A 20374-nucleotide genomic window follows, 5' to 3' on the forward strand; every position below is an offset into this window, starting at 1 on the left:
GCCATGTCCCGCCGCCGCGCCTCAGTCCGCGGCGATCGTCGCGACGCTCCCGGGCGCGAACGCGATCTCCTCGAGGTTCGCCCCCGGCCCCTCCCGGTCGACGACGACAAAGTCCTGCGTCTCGGCCAGCGTCAGCACCGGGAAGTGCCAGGCGCCGGCGGCGTAGTTCACGCCCTGGTCGCCGCGGACGCGGAAGCAGCGCAGCGTCGCGAGGTCAGGCGCGCGCCCGCCTTCCGCCACCACCGCCAGCCAGTCGTGCGGCGACAGCGGGAAGAACGCCTGGCTTCCCAGGGGATGCCGCTCCAGCATGTCGATCGCGATCGGCGAGGGGCGGCGCGTCGCGCGGAAGATCGACAGGATCGCCCGGCCGCCGCCGGTCGCGACGTCGAGCGCGGCGAGATCGTGGAAGCGGCGCGCAAAGCCCTGGTTGATGGCGCGGGTCTCGGCGCCGTCGATCTCGATCACGTCGCCGAACGGCCCGAAGGCGGCCTTCGTCAGCGGCTCGGGCCGAAGGGTCCTCACATGAGCGTTCCGAACAGGCGGAGCCGCGAGACGCCGCCGTCGGGGAAGATGTTGAAGCGGACGTGGCTGATCGGTCCGAGCTTCGCGACGTCTTCGCCGCCGAACATGTGGATGTGGTCGGCCTGCAGCTTCTTCGACGGCAGCAACTCCGGCCAGAACATCGACTGGGTGATCAGCGACCCCCGCGCGCCGTGCTCGACGCGGGCCGCCTGGATCGAGCAGCTGTCGGGAAAGTTGCCCTTGAAATGCGCGGTGTCGACCTCGATCCGCTCGACCGCGCCGGGGGAGGCCAGCGCGACGATGATCCAGTCATTGCCGGGCTCGCGCCGCCGCCGCGTCTCCCAGCCGTCGCCCATGTTGACGCCGCGGCCCTCCGACAGCAGGCGCAGAACCGCGCCGTAATGGGCGTCGTTGTAGGCGATGATCCGCCCGCCGTTCTTGGCCGCCGACAGCTCGACCTCGCCGGCCCGCTCCTGCGCCGTCCACTCGCGGAACGGGATCCCGTGGACCCGCAGCCGCGCGATCCCGCCGTCCGGGAAGATCTGCAGCCTGAGCCAATTGACGGGATCGTTCTCGGTCACCGCCTCATAGCGGTGGGCGTTCCCCTTCAGCGGCGTGGCGCGCACGAGCGGCCGCCAGCGCGCGCCCGCGTCCGCGTCCGGCGCCGTGTCGCTGTAGAGGCCCTCGATGGAGGCCGCCGGCGGATAGTTGCCGGTGAAATGCGAGGTGTCGATGTCGACGCCCTTCACCACGCCGGGCACGCCGAGACGGATCAGGCACCAGTCGTTGCCGCCGGAACGGCGACGCCTGGTCTCCCAGCCGTCCATCCACTTGCCGTTGGCGTCGAACTCGTCCGGCAGGAACACCGGCGCCGCGTCCTGCAGCAGCCGCTCCTTCGGCGCGAAGAACTCGTCCGACGCGAGCTCCGCCGTCGAGCCGAGCAGCGGGGATGCGAGGTTGACGTAGTCGTGGACGAAGTCGGGAGCGTCCGGGTCGCGGTGCATCGGCGTGGCCTCGGGAGATTGCGTCTCGCGGATTGAGGACGGCGCCATCCGGCCTAAAGCATCATCGGATCACGCTCAATCGCCGCCGCTTTCAGGGCCGGTCTCGAGCCGCCGCCGCGCCAGCGCGTCGAGCCGGATGCGGGCTATCTTGTGCGCTTCGTCGAGCGCGCCGCGGAATTCGATCTCGACGCCGTGGCCGACGCGCGCCCCGAAAGCGCGCAGGATCTGGCCGCGCGACATGCCCGTCACGGCGATGATGAACGGAAAGCCGAAGCGGGCGCGGTAGATCTCGTTGAGCTGCTGGAAGCGGGCGTATTCCTCCGGCGCGCACTGGTCGAGGCGGGCGGCGGCCTGCTCGGACCGCGAGCTTTCGCTGAGCGGCTCGCCGACCTCGAGCCGACCGACCAGTTCCGGGTGAAGCTGCAGCAGCGCGAGCTGGCGCGCCGGGCCGGCTGTCTCGACCACCGCGGCCATCCGCGCCGCGAGGCGATCCGGGTCGTCGTCCGCCTCGCTCAGACCCTCCGCCGCGACCGCTTCGGCGACCCACGGGGAGCGCTCGTAGACGCCGCCATAGGTCGCGACGAAGTCCGCCACGGACAGCCGCGAGGGCGGGAGATCGGCGATGGTCATCCGCGCCTCGTCGGCGGTGGTCTGCGGAGCGTTGTTCTAGCCGCTCGCAGGCGGCGGCATCCAGCGCGGCGCGTGCCGAATTCGTCGGCAGGACGCCGGTTCATTGCCGAATTTTTGCCCCGTGACAGCATTGCGCGCCCGGATGGTTTGGCTCCACCTTTGGCGGGCGTCGGCCCATATGGCGGGCGCGCCCGAGACAGACCGGAGCGCCGTCCGCCGCGTGACCCGCCGACCGCAGCCCGCGCGCTCCGCTTCGCCGCTCGATCAGATCGCCGGCGGTCCCCGGACGGGGAGAGCGGCCTGACGATGGGTCGGCTGACGACGCATATCCTCGACACCGAACGCGGACGCCCGGCGAACGGCGTGGCGATCGACCTGCTGAGCGTCGCGCAAGGCGGCGCGGTCCGGCTCGCGAGCGCCGTGACGAACGAGGACGGCCGGACGCCCGCGCCGCTGCTCGAGGGCGAAGCCTTCGCAGCCGGACTCTACGAGCTTCACTTCCATGTCGGGCCCTATCTCGCCCGGACCGGCCGCGGCTCGGGCGGTTTCCTCGACACGGTGGTCGTCCGCTTCGGCGTGGCCTCCGGCGGCGAGGACCACCACGTGCCGCTGCTGCTTCAGGCCAACGGCTATTCGATCTATCGCGGCAGCTGAGGGCGCCGGTCTCGGCGCCGTCCCGCGCTTCAGGAACTGGCGGGTCTTCGGAAGAGAGACGGACGATCCGGCGGACGACGACAGGCGGTCCGGCATTTGCGTGGGACGCGGGGAAACAAGGCGATGCGATGACCGACGCGCCGATCCTGAAGCTGCAGGGCGTCACCAAGACCTTCCCCGGCGTGATCGCGAACGACAACGTCTCGTTCGCGGTGGGCGAGGGCGAGATCCACGCCCTGCTCGGCGAGAACGGCGCGGGCAAGTCGACGCTGGTCAAGATGATCTATGGCGTCCAGAAGCCGGATTCCGGCGAGATGACGTTCCGCGGCAAGCCCTATGCGCCGGCGCGGCCCTTCGACGCCCGCGCCGAAGGCGTCGGCATGGTGTTCCAGCATTTCAGCCTGTTCGAGACGCTGACGGTTCACGAGAACATCGCGCTCGGCCTCAGCAAGGCGGAGGCCGCGAGGGGCGACCTCAGGCGGCGGATCATCGACGTCTCCGCCGCTTACGGCCTCAAGGTCGACCCCGCGCGGCTGGTCGGGACGCTCTCGGTCGGCGAGCGGCAGCGCGTCGAGATCGTGCGCTGCCTGCTGACCGGGCCGAAGCTGCTGATCATGGACGAGCCGACCTCGGTGCTGACCCCGCAGGAGGTCGGCGTGCTGTTCCAGACGCTCAGGCGGCTGGCGTCCGAAGGCTGCTCGATCCTCTACATCTCCCACAAGCTCGAGGAGATCCGCTCGCTCTGCGACCGCGCCACGGTGCTGCGCGGCGGGCGCGTCGTCGGCAGCTGCGACCCTGGCCAAGAGACCACCCGCAGCCTCGCGGAGATGATGATCGGCGCGACCCTGAACACGCCGAGGCGCGAGCCGGTCGAGCCGGGCGCGATCCGCCTGCAGGTCGCCGAACTCTCGCTCACAAGCGACGAGCAGTTCGGCGTCGACCTCGAGAACGTCAGCTTCAACGTCCGGGCGGGCGAGATCCTCGGCGTCGCGGGCGTCGCCGGGAACGGCCAGACCGAGCTGATGGAGGCGCTGATCGGCGAGCGAACCTTGCGCTTTCCCCGGCAGATCCAGCTCGACGGCGTTCCGATCGGCCATGAGGGGCCGAAGGCCCGGCGCTCGCGCGGCATGTGCTTCGCGCCGGAGGAGCGGCTGGGACACGCCTCCGTCCCCGGCATGTCGCTATGGGAGAACACGCTGCTCTCGGCCGGCGCGTCCAACGATCTCGCGCCCGGCGGGATCATCAGCATAGCGAACGCCAGCAGGTTCGCGGGGGAGATCGTCGGCGCGCTCAACGTCAAGACGGCGAGCGTGCGCTCCGCCGCCCGCTCGCTCTCCGGCGGCAACCTGCAGAAATTCATCATGGGTCGCGAGATCCTGCAGAACCCCAAGGTTCTGATCGCCTCGCAGCCGACATGGGGCGTCGACGCCGGGGCCGCCGCCGCCATCCACCGCGTGCTGCTCGAGCTCGCGAAGTCCGGCGCCGCCGTGCTGATCATCAGCCAGGACCTCGACGAGCTTTTCACGATCTCGACCCGCATCTCGGTCATCGCCGGAGGCCATCTGTTCGCGAGCCAGCCTACAGAGGAATTGACGGTGGAGACGCTCGGCCTCGCCATGGGCGGCCGCAGCAAGGAGATCCGGGCGGCGAGGGAGGCGGCGCATGTTTAAGCTCGTCCCCCGCAGGGAGCCGAACGCGCCGATGCTCTATGCGACGCCGTTCATCGCCGTCGCGCTGACGCTGATCGCCGGTTTCGGGCTGTTCACGATCCTCGGCAAGGATCCGGTCCAGGCGATGGGCCTGATCTTCATCAAGCCGCTCGCCTCCTACAACAGCCTCGCCGAACTGCTTGTGAAGGGCGCGCCGCTGATCCTGATCGGCGTCGGGCTGTCGATCGGCTTCCGGGCTGGCGTCTGGAACATCGGCGCGGAAGGCCAGTTCACGATCGGCGCCATCTGCGGCGGTTCGGTCGCGCTCGGCTTCTATCCCGGCGGGGGCTTCTGGCTGCTGCCGCTGATGGCGCTCGCGGGGGCGCTTGGCGGCATGGCCTGGGCCGCGATCCCCGCGCTGCTGCGCACCAAGTTCCACGCCAACGAGATCCTCGTGAGCCTGATGCTCACCTATGTCGCGACGCTGCTTCTGGGCTTCCTCGTGCATGGGGCGCTGAGGGACCCGGACGGCTTCAATTTCCCCGAGAGCCGGCTGTTCCAGGACGACGCGCTGCTGCCGAAGCTGCTGCCGGGGTCGCGCGCCAACATCGGCTTCCTCGTCGCGCTGTTCGCGGCCGCCGCAGCCTATGTCTATCTCGAGCGGCTGATGCTGGGTTTTCAGGCGAGGGTGCTGGGCCAGGCGCCGCGCGCCGCCAGATTCGCCGGCTATTCCGAACGCCGCATCGTCTGGTCGAGCTTCATGATCTCGGGAGGGCTGGCGGGGCTCGCCGGCCTGTTCGAGGCGGCCGGCCCGGTCGGCCAGCTCGTGCCGTCGCTTCCCGTCGGCTACGGCTTCACGGCCATCATCGTCGCCTTCCTCGGCCGGCTGCACCCGGTCGGCGTGGTGTTCGCCGGCATGCTGATGGCGCTCACCTATATCGGCGGCGAGACCGCGCAGATCGAGATGAGCCTGCCGAGCGCGACCACCGGCGTGTTCCAGGGGATGCTGCTGTTCTTCCTGCTCGCGAGCGACGTGCTGGTGAACTTCAGGATCGTGCGCGCCGGCAAGCCGCTCGCGCCGGCGTCCGCGCCGGCCGCGGCCCGGCTCACCCCGGCCGCATAAGGAGAGCGACGCGATGGATCTCGTCCTCAGCATCCTGCTCGGCGTCGTGGTGGCCGCGACCCCGCTGGCGTTCGCCGCGATCGGCGAACTGGTGACGGAGCGCTCCGGCGTGCTGAACCTCGGCGTCGAGGGCATGATGATCATCGGCGCGATCGCAGCCTTCGCCGCCACCTACGGCACGGGCAGCTACATTATCGGCAGCCTCGCCGGCGCGCTTGCGGGCGCCGCGATGGGCGCGCTGTTCGGCGTCCTGACGCTGTCGCTGATGTCGAACCAGGTCGCGACGGGCCTGGCCCTCACTCTGTTCGGCCTGGGGCTCTCGGCGCTGATCGGGCAGTCCTATTCCGGCGTCTCGCTGCCGCGGTTCCCGCAGGTCCATATCCCGATCCTCACCGACATCCCCTTCGTCGGGCCGCTGCTGTTCGGGCAGGACGGGCTGGTCTACCTGTCGATCGCGCTGGTCGCCGGGGTCTCGTGGTTCCTCGCCAGCACGCGCGCCGGGCTGATCCTGCGGGCGGCGGGCGAGAACCACGACGCGGCGCACGCCATCGGCTATCCGGTGATCGGCATCCGCTACCTCGCGGTGATGTTCGGCGGCGCCTGCGCGGGCCTCGGCGGGGCCTATCTTTCGCTGGTCCAGACGCCGCTCTGGGTCGAGAACATGAGCGCCGGACGCGGCTGGATCGCGCTCGCGCTGGTGGTGTTCGCCTCGTGGAAGCCCACGCGCGTGCTGGGCGGCGCCTACCTGTTCGGCGGCGTCGCCATCCTCCAACTGCACAGCCAGGCGCTCGGCCTCAGGGTCGATCCTCAGATCCTGTCGATGCTGCCCTACCTCGCGACGATCGTGGTGCTGGTCGTGATCTCGCGCGACCGCATGACGATGACGCTCAACGCGCCGGCCTGCCTCGGCAGGGCGTTCCACGCCTCGAGCTGAGCCGCCCGCCCGCCGGTCTTCTGGAGATGGAGAGAGCAATGAACCGCGTATCCCGCCTGTTCGCCGGCCTCGGCGCGGCGCTCGCCCTGGGGCTCGCCGCCTCGGGCGCCGTGCGCGCCGACGACCCGCTCAAGGTCGCCTTCGTCTACACCGGTCCGGTCGGCGATCATGGCTGGTCCTACCAGCACAATGTCGGCCGGCAGGCGGTCGAGAAGGCGTTCGGGGACAAGGTGAAGACCACCTATGTCGAGAACGTCTCGGACGGGCCGGACGCCGAGCGCGTGATCGAGCAGCTCGCGGCGGGCGGCGCCAAGCTGATCTTCACGACGTCGTTCGGCTTCATGAACCCCACGCTGAAGGTCGCGAAGCGCCATCCGGAGGTGAAGTTCGAGCACGCCACCGGCTTCAAGCGCGCCGACAACCTCGCGACCTACAACGCCCGCTTCTACGAGGGCCGCTACGTCGCCGGCGTCGTCGCCGCCAAGATGAGCAAGTCCGGCACGATCGGCTACATCGCCTCGTTCCCGATCCCCGAAGTGGTGATGGGCGTCAACGCCGCCTATCTCGGCGCGAAGACCGTCAACCCGAACATCAAGATCAAGATCATCTGGGTGTCGAGCTGGTTCGATCCGGGCAAGGAGGCCGACGCCGCCAAGGCGCTGATCAATCAGGGCGCGGACGTGCTGATGCAGCACACCGACAGCCCCGCCGCCATGAAGCTCGCCGAGGAGCGCGGCGTCTATGCGATCGGCCAGTCCTCCGACATGGCCGATTTCGGCCCCAGGGCGCAGCTGACGTCGGTCGAGGACCACTGGGACGAATATTACATCGCGCGCGTCAAGGCGGTGATGGACGGAACCTGGACCTCGACCGACACCTGGGGCGGCCTCAAGGACGGCATGGTCGTGCTCGCGCCCTACGGCAAGGCCGTGCCCGAGGACGTCGCCAGGCTCGCCGACGAGACCAAGCAGGCGATCGTCGACGGCAGGCTGAAGCCGTTCACGGGACCGCTGAACAAGCAGGACGGCTCGGTCTGGCTGAAGCAGGGCGAGAGCGCCCCCGACAAGGACCTGCTGTCGATGAACTTCTACGTCGAGGGCGTCGAAGGCGGCCTGCCGAAGTAGGGCGGGGCGGGCGCTCCCATCCGGTCAGGGAGGCGCCGAGCGCCGCCGTCATGCCCGGCGAAGGCGGCATGACTGCGGCGGAGCCTCTCGAAACGTTCGAGCTCTAGGAGTCCAGCCTTTGGAACCGATCCTCTGGGAGTGGCTGAGCGTCTTCGTCCGGTGGACGCATGTGATCGCGGGCGTCGCGTGGATCGGCGGCTCGTTCTACTTCGTGCATCTCGACCAGAGCCTGAAGCAGAACGCCAGCCTGCCGAAGGGCGCCCACGGCGACGCGTGGCAGGTCCACGGCGGCGGCTTCTACCACATGGTCAAATACCTGGTGGCGCCGCCCGAGCTGCCGGAACACGTCACCTGGTTCAAATGGGAGGCCTACGCCACATGGCTGAGCGGCTTCGCGCTGCTCGCCATCGTGTATTATTTCGGCGCGCGCCTCTATCTGATCGACCCCGGCGTGCTCGACATCGGGCCGAAAGCGGCGATCACGCTCAGCTTCGCCGGGATCGCGGCGGGCTGGCTGGTCTATGACGGGCTGTGCAGGTCGCCGTTGGCCGCGAGCAACCTCCATCTTGCGATCGCCGGGTTCGTCTTCCTCGTCGCGATGAGCTTCGGCTATTCGCTCGCCTTCAGCGGCCGCGGCGCCTTCATGCAGATGGGCGCGGTGATGGGCACCATCATGGTCGCCAACGTGTTCATGATCATCATCCCGAACCAGCGGATCGTGGTCGCGGACCTGAGGGCGGGGAGGAGCCCCGACCCCTCGCTCGGCGCCAAGGGCAAGCAACGCTCGCTGCACAACAATTATCTCACCCTGCCGGTCGTCTTCATCATGATCGGCAACCACTATCCGCTGGCCTTCGCCACGCGGTTCTCGTGGGCGATCATCGCGCTCGTCATGGTGATGGGCGCGTCGATCCGGCACTTCTACAACACCCGCCACCGCGGCCTGCCGTCGCCGTGGTGGACATGGGGGCTGACGGCGCTCTGCGGCCTCGCCATCATGTGGCTGTCGAGCCTCGGCCCCGCCGTCACGCGCGAGGCCGCAGCCGCGGCTCCGCCGACGCAGCTCGCCGAGGAGGCGGAGGGGGTGATCCAGAGCCGCTGCGGCATGTGCCACGCCGGCAAGCCGCTGATGCCCGGTCTGGGTTCGCCTCCGAAAGGCGTGAAGCTCGAGGACCTCACACAGATGACGACGCACGCGGACGAAGTCCGCATGGTCGCCGTGCTCACCCATTCGATGCCGCCGGGCAACATGACCCGGATGACCGCTGAGGAGCGTGAGACGGTTCGCCAGTGGCTGGACAGCGTGGAGTGAGGGGCATGAACCGCCGAAGCCGCACGATCACCGCCGCCCGATGACGTCTCCCGCCGACTATCCCCGCGACATGCTGGGCTACGGTCCGACCCCGCCGCGTCTGCGCTGGCCGGGCGACGCGCGGATCGCGGTGCAGTTCGTGCTGAACTACGAGGAGGGCGCGGAGAACAGCGTGCTCCACGGCGATCAGGCGTCCGAGACCTTCCTGTCCGAGATCGTCGGCGCGGCGCCCTATCCCGGTGCGCGGCACATGAGCATGGAGTCGCTCTACGAATACGGCTCGCGGGTCGGCGTCTGGCGCGTGCTGGAGACCTTCCGCGCGCGCCGCCTGCCGCTCACGATGTTCGCGGTCGCCATGGCGCTCGAGCGCAACCCGCTGGTCGCCGAGGTCGCGCTGAAGGACGGCCACGAGATCTGCTCGCATGGCCTGCGGTGGATCAACTACCACGGCGTTCCCGAGCAGATCGAGCGCGAGCACATGGCGCGCGCGATCGAGATTCAGACCCGCATCGCCGGCGCCCGGCCGCTGGGCTGGTACACCGGGCGCACCTCCGAGAACACCCGCCGGCTGGTCGCGGAGGAGGGCGGCTTCGTCTACGATTCCGACGACTACAGCGACGACCTGCCGTTCTGGAGCCGGGTCGTCGACAAGCCCCACCTCGTCGTGCCCTACACGCTCGACGCCAACGACATGCGCTTCGCCACGCCGCAGGGCTTCAACACCGGCGAGGACTTCTACCGTTATCTCCGGGATTCCTTCGACGCGCTCCACGCCGAGGGTGGGACGACGCCGCGCATGATGTCGGTCGGGCTGCATTGCCGGATTATCGGCCGCCCCGGCCGGATTGGCGCGCTGGCGCGGTTCCTCGATCATGTGACGCGGCATGACGGGGTGTGGATCGCGCGCCGGATCGACATCGCGCGGGCGTTCATCGCGCAGGTCCCGCCGGAGCGGGGGTAGGGGCGGGGGCCCTCAGGCCTCGCTCAGGAACATCCGGTAGGCCGGGTTGTCGGTCTCGTCCTCATAGGGGTAGCCGAGCGCCGAGAGCCGCTCCTGAAAGCGCGGCCGGTCGGCCTGGGGAACCTGGAGGCCGACCAGCACCCGGCCATAGTCCGCGCCGTGGTTGCGGTAATGGAACAGGGTGATCGTCCAGTCCTGTCCGACGCCAGACAGGAACTTCATCAGCGCGCCGGGCCGCTCGGGAAACTCGCAGCGCAGCACCACCTCGTCGACGAGGCCAGGCGTCCGGCCGCCGACCATATAGCGGATGTGGAGCTTCGCGGTCTCGTTGGCGGTGATGTCGAGCACGTCGTAGCCAAGCGCCTCCATGCGCTCCACGAGCTCGGCCTTTTCGCGCCTGGAGTCGCCGAGCTTCAGCCCGACGAAGACATGCGCGTCCGATCCGTCGGCGTAGCGGTAGTTGAACTCGGTGATGGTGCGCCCGCCGATCACCTCGATGAAGCGGCGATAGCTGCCGCGCTCCTCGGGGATGGTGACGGCGAGCAGGATCTCGCGCGCCTCGCCCAGCTCCGCGCGCTCCGCGACATGGCGCAGCCGGTCGAAGTTCATGTTGGCGCCGCTGTTGATCGCGATCAGCGCGCCCTCGCGGTCGCCGCCGCGCGCGGCGTAGGTCTTGAGGCCCGCGAGTGACAGCGCGCCGGCGGGCTCGGCGAGGATGCGGGTGTCCTCGAAGATATCCTTCACCGCCGCGCACATCTCGTCGGTGTCGGCGGTGATCACCTCGTCGAGCAGCTCCCGGCAGATGCGGAAGGTCTCCTCGCCGGCCTGCCGCACCGCGACGCCGTCGGCGAACAGGCCGACGCGGTCGAGCGTGACGCGCGATCCGGCGTCGATCGCAGCCTTCATCGAGGCGGCGTCGGCGGGCTCGACCCCGATCACCTTAACGTCAGGTCTCAGGAACTTGACGTAAGAGGCTATGCCAGCGGCAAGTCCTCCGCCTCCGATGGGAACGAAGATCGCGTCGATCGGCCCGCCGTGCTGCTGCAGCATCTCGACCGCGATCGTGCCCTGGCCCGCGATCACGTCCGGGTCGTCGTAAGGGTGCACGAAGGTCAGGCCGTCGCGGTCGCCGAGTTCGCGGGCGTGCGCGTAGGCGTCGTCGAACGTGTCGCCGAACAGCACGACGGTTCCGCCGAAGTGGCGCACGGCCTCGATCTTGATGGGCGGCGTCGTCACCGGCATCACGATCGTGGAGGCGATCCCGAGCCGGGTCGCCGAGAGCGCGACGCCTTGCGCGTGGTTGCCGGCCGAGGCGCAGATCACGCCCGCCAGCCGGTCGCTCTGCGACAGTCCCGAGATCTTGTTGTAGGCGCCGCGGATCTTGAACGAGAACACCGGCTGCAGGTCTTCGCGCTTGAGCAGCGTGTGCCGGCCGAGCCGGGCGCTCAGCCGCACCATCGGGTCGAGCGGCGTGTTGACCGCGACGTCGTAGACCCGCGCGTCGAGAATCTTGCGAACGTAGTCCATCGAGCCGCCTGAACCCCTGCGCCACCGGTTGGCGCTCTGTCGCTTACGCAAAACCGGCGGCGGCTGCCACTCCCTTATCCGGCATGCCCGCCCGGCTTCATGCGGCTCCGGCGTAGCGGGCGACCGAAAGGTCGGCGCCGTCGATCTCGGGCGCGACGCCGCTGATGAGGTCGGCGAGCAAGCGGCCCGAGCCGCAGGCCATGGTCCAGCCGAGCGTGCCATGGCCGGTGTTGGTGAACAGGTTGGCGTAGCGCGTGGCGCCCACGATTGGCGTTCCGTCCGGCGTCATGGGCCGCAGGCCCGTCCAGAAGGTCGCGCGCGAGACGTCGCCGCCGTCGGGGAAGAGATCGCCGACGGAATGCAGCAGCGTCGAGCGCCGCGGCTCGCGCAGCAGCGCGCTGAAGCCGGCCAGCTCCGCCGTGCCGCCGACGCGGATGCGGTCGCCGAGCCGGGTGATCGCGATCTTGTAGCTCTCGTCCATCACGGTGGAGACCGGCGCGGCCTCGGGCTCCACGACAGGGATGGTCAGCGAATAGCCCTTCACCGGATAGACCGGCAGGTCGATTCCGAGCGGCTTCAGCAGCGCAGGCGTGAAGCTGCCGAGCGCCGCGACATAGGCGTCGGCCGTCACGCTCTCGCCGTTGGCGAGCACGACGCCGGAAATCGCGCCGCCGGCGGCCGAGAGGCCGGAGATCGCGGAGCCGTAGCGGAACGTCACGCCGAGCCCGGCGCAGATCGCGGCGAGGCGCTGGGTGAAGAGGTGGGCGTCGCCAGTCTCGTCGCCGGGCAGCCGCAAGCCTCCGACGAACTTGTTCGAGACGCGCGCGAGCGCTGGCTCCGCCGCGATGCAACCGGCAGGGTCGAGCACGGTGTAGGGCACGCCGTACTGGTTTAGCACCACGGTGTCGTCGCCGACATGGTCGAGCTGCTTCTGCGTGCGGAACAGCTGGAGCGTGCCGCGCTCGCGGTGGTCGTATTCGATGCCGGTCTCGCCGCGCAGCGCGATCAGCGCGTCGCGGCTGTATTCGGCGACGCGCACCATCCGCGCCTTGTTGCGGCGATAGGCGTCCTCCGTGCAGTTCGCGAGCATGCGCGCCAGCCAGCCGTAGAAGCGCATGTCGACGCTCGGGCGGATCACCAGCGGGCGGTGGCGCATCATCAGCCAGCGCAGCGCCTTCACCGGAATTCCGGGAGCGGCCCATGGCGAGGAATAGCCCGGCGAGACCTGGCCTGCGTTGGCGAAGCTGGTCTCAAGACCTGCGGCCGGCTGGCGGTCGAGCACCGTGACCTCGTGGCCGGCCTTTGCGAGGTAATAGGCCGAGGTCACGCCGACGACGCCGCTTCCAAGCACCAGTACGCGCATCTCGGATCCCTTCAGGACTGCGGCGCAAGGCCGTCGGGCTCCGCGCAGGGCCGTCCGACGCGACATCCGCCGGCTGCGGCGGGAACGCGCCCGACGGCGATCAGATCGTCGACATCGACCTTCCGCGCAAGCGCCCGGCGCTGAATGATTTTCCGGCCCGCCTGGCGTCCTGGCGGCGGTCAGCGCGTCGCGGGCGTCCGTCGATCCTCGAACGTGACGCGGGACGTCAGCCTTTCGAAGCCCGGCGAAGGGCGCGGGCCATGGCGGGGCCGCTTGGCGCGGCGACGTCGCGGCGTTAACAAGCGCAGCGGCGTCGAACGACGTTGCGGAGCTGTCGTCTCCCGCTAGATTGGCGTCACGGTCGCCGTTCCGGTCGCTGCCTCCAAGCGACCCGGCCGCCGTATTTGCAGATGGTTTTTCCGATCTCCGATCCTCACGCCGCTGCGACAGACCCGATCCGGCTTGCGGCGCTCGAGAGCTACGACGTCATAGGCTCGCCTCCCGAGGCGAGCTTCGAGGATATCGTGGCGGTGGCGGCGGAGGCGTGCGGCGCGCCGGTCGCGCTGGTCAGCTTCGTCGGCGCCGACCGGCAATGGTTCAAGGCGCGCACCGGCTTCGAAGCCTGCGAGACGCCGCTCGAGCAGTCGGTCTGCGTCTATGCGATGCAGGAGTCCGACCTGCTCGTGATTCCCGACCTGACGCTCGACCCGCGCACCGACGGCAATACGCTCGTCACCGAAAGCCCGTTCATCCGCTTCTACGCCGGCGCGCCGCTGGTGAGCCCCGAAGGGCAGCCGCTCGGCTCCCTCTGCGTCATCGACGTCGAGCCTCGCCCGGAAGGACTGACGCCGGCGCAGGCCAGCATCCTGCGCGCGCTCGCCCGCCAGGTCATGGGCCATCTCGAGCTGCGCCGCGCGGTCGACCGGCGTGACGATGCGATCGTCGCCCAGTCGCTCGCGCAGCGCGCCGAACAGGCGGCGTCCGCCGTCATCCGCGACCAGGCGGTCAAGCTTCGCCTCGCGCTCGAGGCGACGCGGGTCGGCCTGTTCGACTACGACGTCCGCGCCGGCCGCTTGGACTGGGACGCCCGCACGCGCGAACTGTTCTGGGAGCCCGAGGACACGGTCGTCACCTACGCCGACAACTTCCTCGCGAGCCTTCATCCGGACGACCGGGACGCCGTCGACGCCGCCGTACGGGCGGCGCTCGATCCCGCCGGGAGCGGGGTGTTCGAGCACGAGCACCGCGTCGTCAGCCCGGACGGGTCCGAGACGCGGTGGATTTCGGCGCGCGGCCGGCTGGTCGGCGGCGACGACGGCCCCCGCCTGATCGGCACGATGCAGGACGTCACCGCCCGCCGGGAGAGCGACGAGCAGGTCGCGGCGGCGCTCGAGCGCTACCGGCTCGTCGGCCTCGCCACCAACGACGCCGTCTGGGACTGGGACCTGCGCCGCAACCACATCGTCTGGAACGACGCCCTCACGCAGGCCTACGGCCACGCGCTCGACGAGATCAAGCCGACAGGAGAGTGGCGGATCGACCAGATCCATCCGGACGACCGCGCTCGCGTCTATGCCGAGATCCGCGCCGTCATCGACGGCGACGAGAACGAGTGGTCCCACGAATACCGCTTCCGCTGCGCCGATGGCCGCTACGCCGACGTGCTCGACCGCGGCCATCTCGCCCGCAACCCGGACGGCCTGCCGATCCGGCTGATCGGCGCCATGCTCGACCTGACCGAGCGCAAGGCGGCCGAGGAGCAGTTCCGCGCCGTGTTCGAGGGCGCGAACATCGGCATGGTCCAGATCGACCCGTTGACCGCCAGGGCGATCCGCGTCAACGACAAGCTCTGCGAGATCTGGGGCGCGACGCGGGATTCCGTGATCGGACATTCGGTCGCGAAATGGACGCCGGAAGAGGACGACGAGGCCCGCGCCGCGCTGCACGCCCGTCTCGCGCGCGGCGAGCTGATGAACACGCTGCTCGAAAAGCGCTATCGCCGCGCTGACGGCAGGATCGTCTGGGCGCGCGTCAACCTTGTCTCGCGCAAGGTTCGCGGCGCGATCCAGACCACGGCGATGATCGAGGACGTCACCGCCGAGCGGGAGGCGCGGGAGCGTCGGGACGCTCTCGTCGAGTTCGGCGCGCGGCTCCGCGACCTCGACGATGCGCGCGCGATCGCGACGGTGGCGTGCGAGATCCTCGGCCGCAACCTTTCGCTCGACCGGGTGAGCTTCGGCGCGGTCGAGCCCGGCGCGGCGGTCGTCGACATCGAGGTCGACTGGCGGCGCGGCGACGCGGCGAGCGCGGTCGGACGCCACCCGCTCGACCGCTTCGGCGACCTGCTGGCGACCGCGACGCGGGGCGAGGTGTTCGCGATCTCGGACGTGCGCCGTGACAGCCGCACGGCCGACCACAGCGACGCCTACGAGGCGGTCGGGATCCGCGCGATGCTGCATGTCCCGCTGGTCGAACGGGGCGCCCTGATCTCGCTGTTCTTCCTGCACGTCGCCGCGCCGCGAGAATGGCCGCCGGAGGCCGTCGCCTTCGTCCAGTCGATCGCGGATCGCACGCGGGCCGCGATCGCCCGCGCCCGTGCGGAGGAGCGCCAGCGGCTGCTGAACCACGAACTCAGCCACCGCATGAAAAACCTGCTGACCATGGTGCAGGCGGTCGCGGCGCAGACGCTGCGGAGCGCCCCGGACCTCGCGGCCGCCGGCGACGTGCTGTCGAGCCGCCTGATCGCGCTCGGCAAGGCGCACGACATCCTGCTCGGCGGCGAGTATGAGGCGGCCGGGCTGCGGGCGATCGTCGAGGAGGCGCTGAAGCCCCACGCCGACCGGCCGGGCCGCTTCGTGCTGGACGGGCCGGACGTGGAGATCGGCTCGAAAGCCGCGCTGCCGCTGATCCTGATGATGCACGAACTCGCCACCAACGCCGCGAAGTACGGCGCGCTGTCAGCCGCCGACGGCCGCGTCGCGATCGAGTGGAGCGTCTCGGGCGAGCCGGGCGCGCGGATGCTGCGGCTGGTCTGGGCCGAGCATGGCGGTCCGCCGGTCTCGCCGCCCACGAAGAAGGGCTTCGGAACCCGCCTGATCGAGCGCGGCCTCGCCGGCCAGGTCGGCGCGAACGTGAGCCTCGACTTCCAGCCGGCCGGCCTCCGCTGCGTGCTGGAAGCCTCGCTCGTGCAGATGCAGGAAAGCGACTAGACGACCGTCTGGCATGCGTCTCGCATTCGCCCGTCATCTGGCCGACCGCCAGCAACAGGAGCGATCTCGCAAATGACACGCGCCGAAGTCACCGAACTCGTCCTCTGCGCCAAGCGCCTGAAGGGCCTCACCTGGAAGGAGATCCACGAAAAGGTCTCGGTCTCGACCTCGCCCGTGGTGATCACCGCGGCGATGCTCGGCCAGATGAGGCTGGAGCCGAACGAGGCGGCGAAAGCGGCCGAATTGCTCGACTTGCCGAAGGAGGCCGAGATCCTGCTGACCGAGGTCCCCTATCGCGGCTCGCTCCCGCAGGTCCCGCCGACCGATCCGCTGATCTACCGCTTCTACGAGCTGGTCCAGGTCTACGGCACGACCTGGAAGGAGCTCATCCAGGAGGAGTTCGGCGACGGCATCATGTCGGCGATCGACTTCGACATGACGCTGGAGCGCCAGCCCGATCAGAAGGGCGACCGCGTGAAGCTCGCGATGTCCGGCAAGTTCCTCGGCTACAAGCGCTACTGAGGCGCGGCGGCGTCTCCGCCCGACCGGCGGATCTGACGCCGTCGGTCCGCGCCGGTCTGCGACGACTCTGCGTCCGAGATGGATGGTCCGGCCAGGCCGGACCATGACGGGGAGGGCTGCGCCTGATCTAAGCTGACGCCTCAGCCCCAGAACGACGGAGCCGGTCTTGTCCACGCTGCTGATCAAACACGCCGAGATCCTCGTCGCCATGGACGACGCGCGGCGCGAGCTTCCGGACGGCGGGCTGTTCGCCCGCGACGGGGTGATCGAGCAGGTCGGCGCGACGCCGGAGCTTCCCGCGACCGCGGACGTCGTGCTCGACATGACCGGCCACGTCGTGACGCCGGGCTTCGTCAACACCCACCATCATCTGTTCCAGAACCTGACCCGGGTCGTGGCCCAGGACGAGCTGCTGTTCGACTGGCTGCGGACGCTCTATCCGATCTTCGCGCGCATGGGGCCGGAGCATATCCGGGTCTCCACGCTGGTCGGCCTCGCCGAACTCGCCGAGAGCGGCTGCACCACGAGCTCGGACCACCTCTACCTCTACCCGAACGGTGCCCGCCTCGACGATTCGATCGAGGCCGCGGCGGAGGTCGGCGTGCGCTTCCACGCCACGCGCGGCAGCATGAGCATCGGCGAATCCGACGGGGGGCTGCCTCCGGATGCGCTGACCGAGCCGGAAGGCGCGATCCTCGCCGACTGCCGGCGCGTCATCGAGATGTTCCACGACCCAGAGCCCTTCGCGATGACGCGGATCGGCGTCGCGCCCTGCTCGCCGTTCTCGGTCAGCCGCGAGCTGATGCGTGATTCCGCCGAACTCGCGCGCGCCTACGGCGTCGGCCTGCACACCCATCTCGCCGAGAACGTCGAGGACGTCGCCTATTCCATGGAGAGGTTCGGCGTGCGGCCGGGCGCCTACGCCGCGGATCTCGGCTGGTGCGGCCACGACGTCTGGCACGCCCACTGCGTGCAGCTCGACCCGCAGGAGATCGACCTGTTCGCCCGCACCGGGACCGGAGTCGCGCATTGCCCATGCTCCAACATGCGGCTCGGCAGCGGGATCGCGCCGGTGCGCGAGATGCTGGCGGCGGGCGTGAAGGTCGGGCTCGGCGTCGACGGCTCGGCCTCGAACGACAGCGGACACATTCTGAACGAGGCGCGGCAGGCCATGCTGCTGCAGCGCGTCGCGAAGGGCGGGGCCGCGCTCTCGGCCCGGCGGGCGCTGGAGATCGCGACCCGCGGCGGCGCGGCGGTGCTGAACCGGTCGGACATCGGCTCGCTCGAGCCCGGCAAGGCCGCGGACGTCGCCGCCTTCGACATGTCGGCGATCGAATTCGCCGGCGCGCAGTGGGACCCGGTCGCGGCTCTGGTGTTCTGCGGTCCGGTGAAGGCGGCGGCGACGATCGTCGGCGGCAGGGTGGTGGTGAAGGACGGGCGGTGCGCCACCATTCCCCGCGAGGACGCGCTTCGCCGCCATGCCGTTCTGGCGCGGGGCCTCATCAATGGCGACGCCTGAGGCGGCGACGCAGACCGTCCCCGCGGGGGCGCTCACGGCGCGCGGTTCAGGCCCGCTCTGGCGTCGAGATAATTCGCCCAGCGGCGCCTGATGGCGTCGCGCTGCGGCCCGTCCGGGCAATGGGCGGTTCGCGCGGCGTCGCGGGCGGCGCGCATTCGGGCGGCGTCGGCCTCGGGCCAGGAGTCGCCGAGGCCCGCCCCCAGCGTGCGCACCATCTCCGAGGCCTCGTCCTCGCTCGCGACGCCGCAGGCGACGACGTAGCCCGCGAACTGGCCGAGATATTCGAAGCGCTCCCTCAGGATATCCGGTTCGGCCGCGGCCGGCGTGGCGAGCAGCGCAAGGAGCAAGGCGCGTTTCATCGCAGCGAAGGGTCTCCGGCGGCGATGGAGGAGCGCGCCGCGCATCGCGGGCATACTAGACGCCGACGCGACGTGTCGTGAATGATGCGGAGCCGGGCGCTTTCGTCGGGCTGCGAGGGGACCATCCGGCGCGCATGACGTTCCTGCTTGAAAAGCGAGGTCCGACAGTGCCCGACGCCGATCCCTACGACCTCGAGCGCTTCGTGCAGGCGCAGGCGCCGGCGTTCGACCGTGCGCTCGGCGAACTCCGGGCCGGCGAGAAACGAAGCCACTGGATGTGGTTCGTGTTTCCACAGGCGCGCGGGCTCGGCGCCTCGCCGATGGCGGTCCGCTTCGGCCTCGGATCGCTCGATGAGGCCCGCGCCTATCTCGCTCACCCCGTCCTCGCGCCGCGCCTCGCGCTCTGCGTTCGGGCGGTCCTGGCGATCGAGGGACGCTCGTTGCGCGCCATCTTCGGGTCGCCAGACGACATGAAGTTCCGCTCCTCGATGACGCTGTTCTCGCTGGCGGACGCCGGGGGCGGGGGTCCGTTCGGCGAGGCGCTCGACCGTTTATGCGGCGGCGCGGCCTGCGAGCGGACGCTCTCGCTGATGGGCTGACCGGCGATCCGCGCGCGGTTTTGCGGTGGAGCAAGGGGGGGGGCGGCGTCGCGTCGCGTCGCGTCGATCATGACCGGCCTCGGCCTCTCGCCAGCGCGCGGCAACCGATTGTGAAACGATGGACGCCATAATGGCGACGAGCGGTTCGCGGGCCGCGGGGGGCGGAGCGGCGCGTGCTCCGTGACGAAAGGTCGAGACGATGTCTCATCAGGCGACGGCGGTTTCCGGCGGGAAGTCCGCCTTGTTCTATGCGTTGCCCGTCGTGTCGCTCATGGCCGGGCTCGCGACGCGCTTCGCCGCGCCGCCCGTCGAAGACATGCCGTTCCTTTTCGAGATCCTCGCTTCGGCGGTCGTAACGGCGCTGCTGCTTTCGACCGTGTTCGCCGTGCTGCACCACGCCGAGGAGGTGGCTGACCATGTCGGCGAGCCCTATGGAACGCTGCTTCTGACGCTCGCCGTCACGGCGATTGAGGTCTCGATCATCGTCGCGGCGATGCTGCACGGCGAGAACAACCCCACGCTGGCGCGGGAGTCGGTGTTCTCGACAGTGATGATCGTCTGCTCCGGCCTCGTGGGCGCCTGCCTGACGCTGGGGGGCCTGCGACATGGGCACCAGGACCTGAAGCGGCAGGGTACGAGCGCCTTCCTCTCCGTCCTGGTCGCGCTCAGCGTTCTCACATTGGTCCTGCCGAACTACACCCTCGGGACGGTTCCGGGAGCGTTCTCGACGGCGCAGCTGGCGTTCGTGAGCGGTCTTGCGGTTCTGCTCTACGCGGCGTTCGTGTTCGCGCAGACGGTGAGCAGCCGAGAGGACTTCGTCGAGAACCTGTCGTCTCCCGCCGAGAGAGTGGAGCGGTCGGCCGATGGGCGGCGGGTGGGCGTCAACGCCCTGCTTCTCGTTTCCGGATTGCTGGGCGTCGTGCTGCTCGCCGAGCAGGTCGCCGCCGGCGTCGAGAACGGACTGGCGGCGCTCCAGGTCCGTCAGGCCGACGCGATCATGGGCGCGCTGATCGCGTCGCTCGTGCTGATGCCGGAGGCCCTGTCGGCGATACGGGCGGCCTCCAACAACGAGCTTCAGCGAAGCCTGAACGTGGCGCTTGGCTCGGCCTGCGCGACGATCGGGCTCACGATCCCCGGCGTCGCCGCGGCGAGCCTCATCTCGGGGCGACAGCTCATGCTCGGGCTCGGGCCGGGCGACAGCGTCCTGCTGGTTCTCGCGCTCGCGACCAGCGTCCTGAGCTTCGGCACCGGCCGGACGACGGTGCTCACGGGTCTCGTCCATCTGGTGGTGTTCGTCTCCTACCTGTTTCTGATCGCCGTTCCCTAGCCGCCGGACAGGAGATCGGCCCGATCTCGGCGCCAG

18 protein-coding genes are annotated in these 20374 nt (G+C 69.9%); 12 read left to right on the forward strand and 6 right to left on the reverse strand.

Annotated features, from left to right (window positions below):
* Positions 1–21: 21 nt before the first annotated feature.
* From PKE75_RS02040 to uraD, 3 genes are all read right to left on the reverse strand, one after another.
* Positions 22–522 (reverse strand): ureidoglycolate lyase, encoded by a 501-nt coding sequence (locus PKE75_RS02040; RefSeq protein WP_271167025.1) that lies wholly within the window; start codon positions 520–522, stop codon positions 22–24.
* Positions 519–1526 carry an allantoicase gene (gene alc, locus PKE75_RS02045; RefSeq protein WP_271167255.1) on the reverse strand — a complete coding sequence of 336 codons (1008 nt, stop codon included), beginning with the start codon at positions 1524–1526 and terminating at the stop codon, positions 519–521. Before alc ends, PKE75_RS02040 begins: the two co-directional genes overlap by 4 nt.
* Before the next feature lie 75 nt (positions 1527–1601).
* Positions 1602–2156 carry a 2-oxo-4-hydroxy-4-carboxy-5-ureidoimidazoline decarboxylase gene (gene uraD / locus PKE75_RS02050; protein WP_271167026.1) on the reverse strand — a complete coding sequence of 185 codons (555 nt, stop codon included), beginning with the start codon at positions 2154–2156 and terminating at the stop codon, positions 1602–1604.
* A gap of 306 nt (positions 2157–2462) precedes the next feature.
* Here uraD and uraH point away from each other — a divergent pair, with 306 nt between their 5' ends.
* The 7 genes from uraH (at position 2463) to puuE (ending at position 9913) form a co-directional block, all read left to right on the forward strand.
* On the forward strand, positions 2463–2810 hold the full coding sequence (gene uraH / locus PKE75_RS02055; protein WP_271167027.1) for a hydroxyisourate hydrolase: 348 nt from the start codon (positions 2463–2465) through the stop codon (positions 2808–2810).
* 128 nt (positions 2811–2938) lie between these two features.
* Positions 2939–4480 (forward strand): ABC transporter ATP-binding protein, encoded by a 1542-nt coding sequence (locus tag PKE75_RS02060; RefSeq protein WP_271167028.1) that lies wholly within the window; start codon positions 2939–2941, stop codon positions 4478–4480.
* Positions 4473–5582, forward strand: coding sequence for an ABC transporter permease (locus PKE75_RS02065; protein ID WP_271167029.1), 1110 nt, complete (start codon positions 4473–4475; stop codon positions 5580–5582). The genes PKE75_RS02060 and PKE75_RS02065 overlap by 8 nt, the downstream gene beginning before the upstream one ends.
* A gap of 13 nt (positions 5583–5595) precedes the next feature.
* The gene (locus tag PKE75_RS02070; protein ID WP_271167030.1) at positions 5596–6516 is read left to right on the forward strand and encodes an ABC transporter permease; all 921 of its coding nucleotides are present in this window, start codon (positions 5596–5598) and stop codon (positions 6514–6516) included.
* Positions 6517–6554: 38 nt separating this feature from the next.
* A complete protein-coding gene (locus tag PKE75_RS02075) occupies positions 6555–7640 on the forward strand; it encodes a BMP family ABC transporter substrate-binding protein (RefSeq protein ID WP_271167031.1) in 1086 nt (361 codons plus the stop codon).
* A 118-nt stretch (positions 7641–7758) separates the two neighbouring features.
* Complete coding sequence (locus tag PKE75_RS02080; RefSeq protein WP_271167032.1) at positions 7759–8952, forward strand: urate hydroxylase PuuD; 1194 nt, start codon at positions 7759–7761, stop codon at positions 8950–8952.
* Positions 8953–8992: 40 nt separating this feature from the next.
* Positions 8993–9913 (forward strand): allantoinase PuuE, encoded by a 921-nt coding sequence (gene puuE, locus PKE75_RS02085; RefSeq protein WP_271167033.1) that lies wholly within the window; start codon positions 8993–8995, stop codon positions 9911–9913.
* 12 nt (positions 9914–9925) lie between these two features.
* Here the strand turns inward: puuE and ilvA are convergent, their stop codons facing one another.
* On the reverse strand, positions 9926–11440 hold the full coding sequence (gene ilvA, locus PKE75_RS02090; protein WP_271167034.1) for a threonine ammonia-lyase, biosynthetic: 1515 nt from the start codon (positions 11438–11440) through the stop codon (positions 9926–9928).
* A 97-nt stretch (positions 11441–11537) separates the two neighbouring features.
* On the reverse strand, positions 11538–12803 hold the full coding sequence (locus tag PKE75_RS02095; protein ID WP_271167035.1) for a D-amino acid dehydrogenase: 1266 nt from the start codon (positions 12801–12803) through the stop codon (positions 11538–11540).
* 410 nt (positions 12804–13213) lie between these two features.
* Between PKE75_RS02095 and PKE75_RS02100 the strand changes: the two genes are divergently transcribed.
* The 3 genes from PKE75_RS02100 to PKE75_RS02110 all read left to right on the forward strand — a co-directional run bounded on the left by PKE75_RS02100 (position 13214) and on the right by PKE75_RS02110 (position 18053).
* Positions 13214–16012: a PAS domain-containing protein gene (locus tag PKE75_RS02100; RefSeq protein WP_271167036.1), complete on the forward strand. Its 2799-nt coding sequence runs from the start codon at positions 13214–13216 to the stop codon at positions 16010–16012.
* Between the two features lie 72 nt (positions 16013–16084).
* Positions 16085–16534, forward strand: coding sequence for a cyanase (gene cynS / locus PKE75_RS02105; protein WP_271167037.1), 450 nt, complete (start codon positions 16085–16087; stop codon positions 16532–16534).
* A gap of 166 nt (positions 16535–16700) precedes the next feature.
* Positions 16701–18053 (forward strand): 8-oxoguanine deaminase, encoded by a 1353-nt coding sequence (locus PKE75_RS02110; RefSeq protein WP_271167038.1) that lies wholly within the window; start codon positions 16701–16703, stop codon positions 18051–18053.
* Between the two features lie 32 nt (positions 18054–18085).
* On the opposite strand, the gene PKE75_RS02115 is transcribed toward PKE75_RS02110, so the two are convergent.
* Positions 18086–18412 carry a hypothetical protein gene (locus PKE75_RS02115; protein ID WP_271167039.1) on the reverse strand — a complete coding sequence of 109 codons (327 nt, stop codon included), beginning with the start codon at positions 18410–18412 and terminating at the stop codon, positions 18086–18088.
* Positions 18413–18546: 134 nt separating this feature from the next.
* Here PKE75_RS02115 and PKE75_RS02120 point away from each other — a divergent pair, with 134 nt between their 5' ends.
* Both PKE75_RS02120 and PKE75_RS02125 read left to right on the forward strand, forming a co-directional pair.
* Positions 18547–19011 (forward strand): DUF1810 domain-containing protein, encoded by a 465-nt coding sequence (locus PKE75_RS02120; RefSeq protein WP_271167040.1) that lies wholly within the window; start codon positions 18547–18549, stop codon positions 19009–19011.
* A 199-nt stretch (positions 19012–19210) separates the two neighbouring features.
* Positions 19211–20338, forward strand: a complete 1128-nt coding sequence (locus PKE75_RS02125) for a calcium:cation antiporter (protein WP_271167041.1) — start codon at positions 19211–19213, stop codon at positions 20336–20338.
* The last annotated feature ends 36 nt before the right edge of the window (positions 20339–20374 follow it).

Source organism: Hansschlegelia plantiphila (genome assembly GCF_027922265.1).
Taxonomy (GTDB): Bacteria; Pseudomonadota; Alphaproteobacteria; order Rhizobiales; family Methylopilaceae; genus Methylopila; species Methylopila plantiphila.

Coding starts and splice junctions, on each gene's coding strand:
- cynS (WP_271167037.1), top strand. CDS start 16,085: ATGACACGCGCCGAAGTCACCGAACTCGTCCTCTGCGCCAAGCGCCTG.
- uraD (WP_271167026.1), bottom strand. CDS start 2,156: ATGACCATCGCCGATCTCCCGCCCTCGCGGCTGTCCGTGGCGGACTTC.
- PKE75_RS02070 (WP_271167030.1), top strand. CDS start 5,596: ATGGATCTCGTCCTCAGCATCCTGCTCGGCGTCGTGGTGGCCGCGACC.
- puuE (WP_271167033.1), top strand. CDS start 8,993: ATGACGTCTCCCGCCGACTATCCCCGCGACATGCTGGGCTACGGTCCG.
- PKE75_RS02060 (WP_271167028.1), top strand. CDS start 2,939: ATGACCGACGCGCCGATCCTGAAGCTGCAGGGCGTCACCAAGACCTTC.
- PKE75_RS02065 (WP_271167029.1), top strand. CDS start 4,473: ATGTTTAAGCTCGTCCCCCGCAGGGAGCCGAACGCGCCGATGCTCTAT.
- PKE75_RS02115 (WP_271167039.1), bottom strand. CDS start 18,412: ATGAAACGCGCCTTGCTCCTTGCGCTGCTCGCCACGCCGGCCGCGGCC.
- PKE75_RS02095 (WP_271167035.1), bottom strand. CDS start 12,803: ATGCGCGTACTGGTGCTTGGAAGCGGCGTCGTCGGCGTGACCTCGGCC.
- uraH (WP_271167027.1), top strand. CDS start 2,463: ATGGGTCGGCTGACGACGCATATCCTCGACACCGAACGCGGACGCCCG.
- PKE75_RS02100 (WP_271167036.1), top strand. CDS start 13,214: ATGGTTTTTCCGATCTCCGATCCTCACGCCGCTGCGACAGACCCGATC.
- ilvA (WP_271167034.1), bottom strand. CDS start 11,440: ATGGACTACGTTCGCAAGATTCTCGACGCGCGGGTCTACGACGTCGCG.
- PKE75_RS02120 (WP_271167040.1), top strand. CDS start 18,547: ATGACGTTCCTGCTTGAAAAGCGAGGTCCGACAGTGCCCGACGCCGAT.
- PKE75_RS02125 (WP_271167041.1), top strand. CDS start 19,211: ATGTCTCATCAGGCGACGGCGGTTTCCGGCGGGAAGTCCGCCTTGTTC.
- alc (WP_271167255.1), bottom strand. CDS start 1,526: ATGCACCGCGACCCGGACGCTCCCGACTTCGTCCACGACTACGTCAAC.
- PKE75_RS02075 (WP_271167031.1), top strand. CDS start 6,555: ATGAACCGCGTATCCCGCCTGTTCGCCGGCCTCGGCGCGGCGCTCGCC.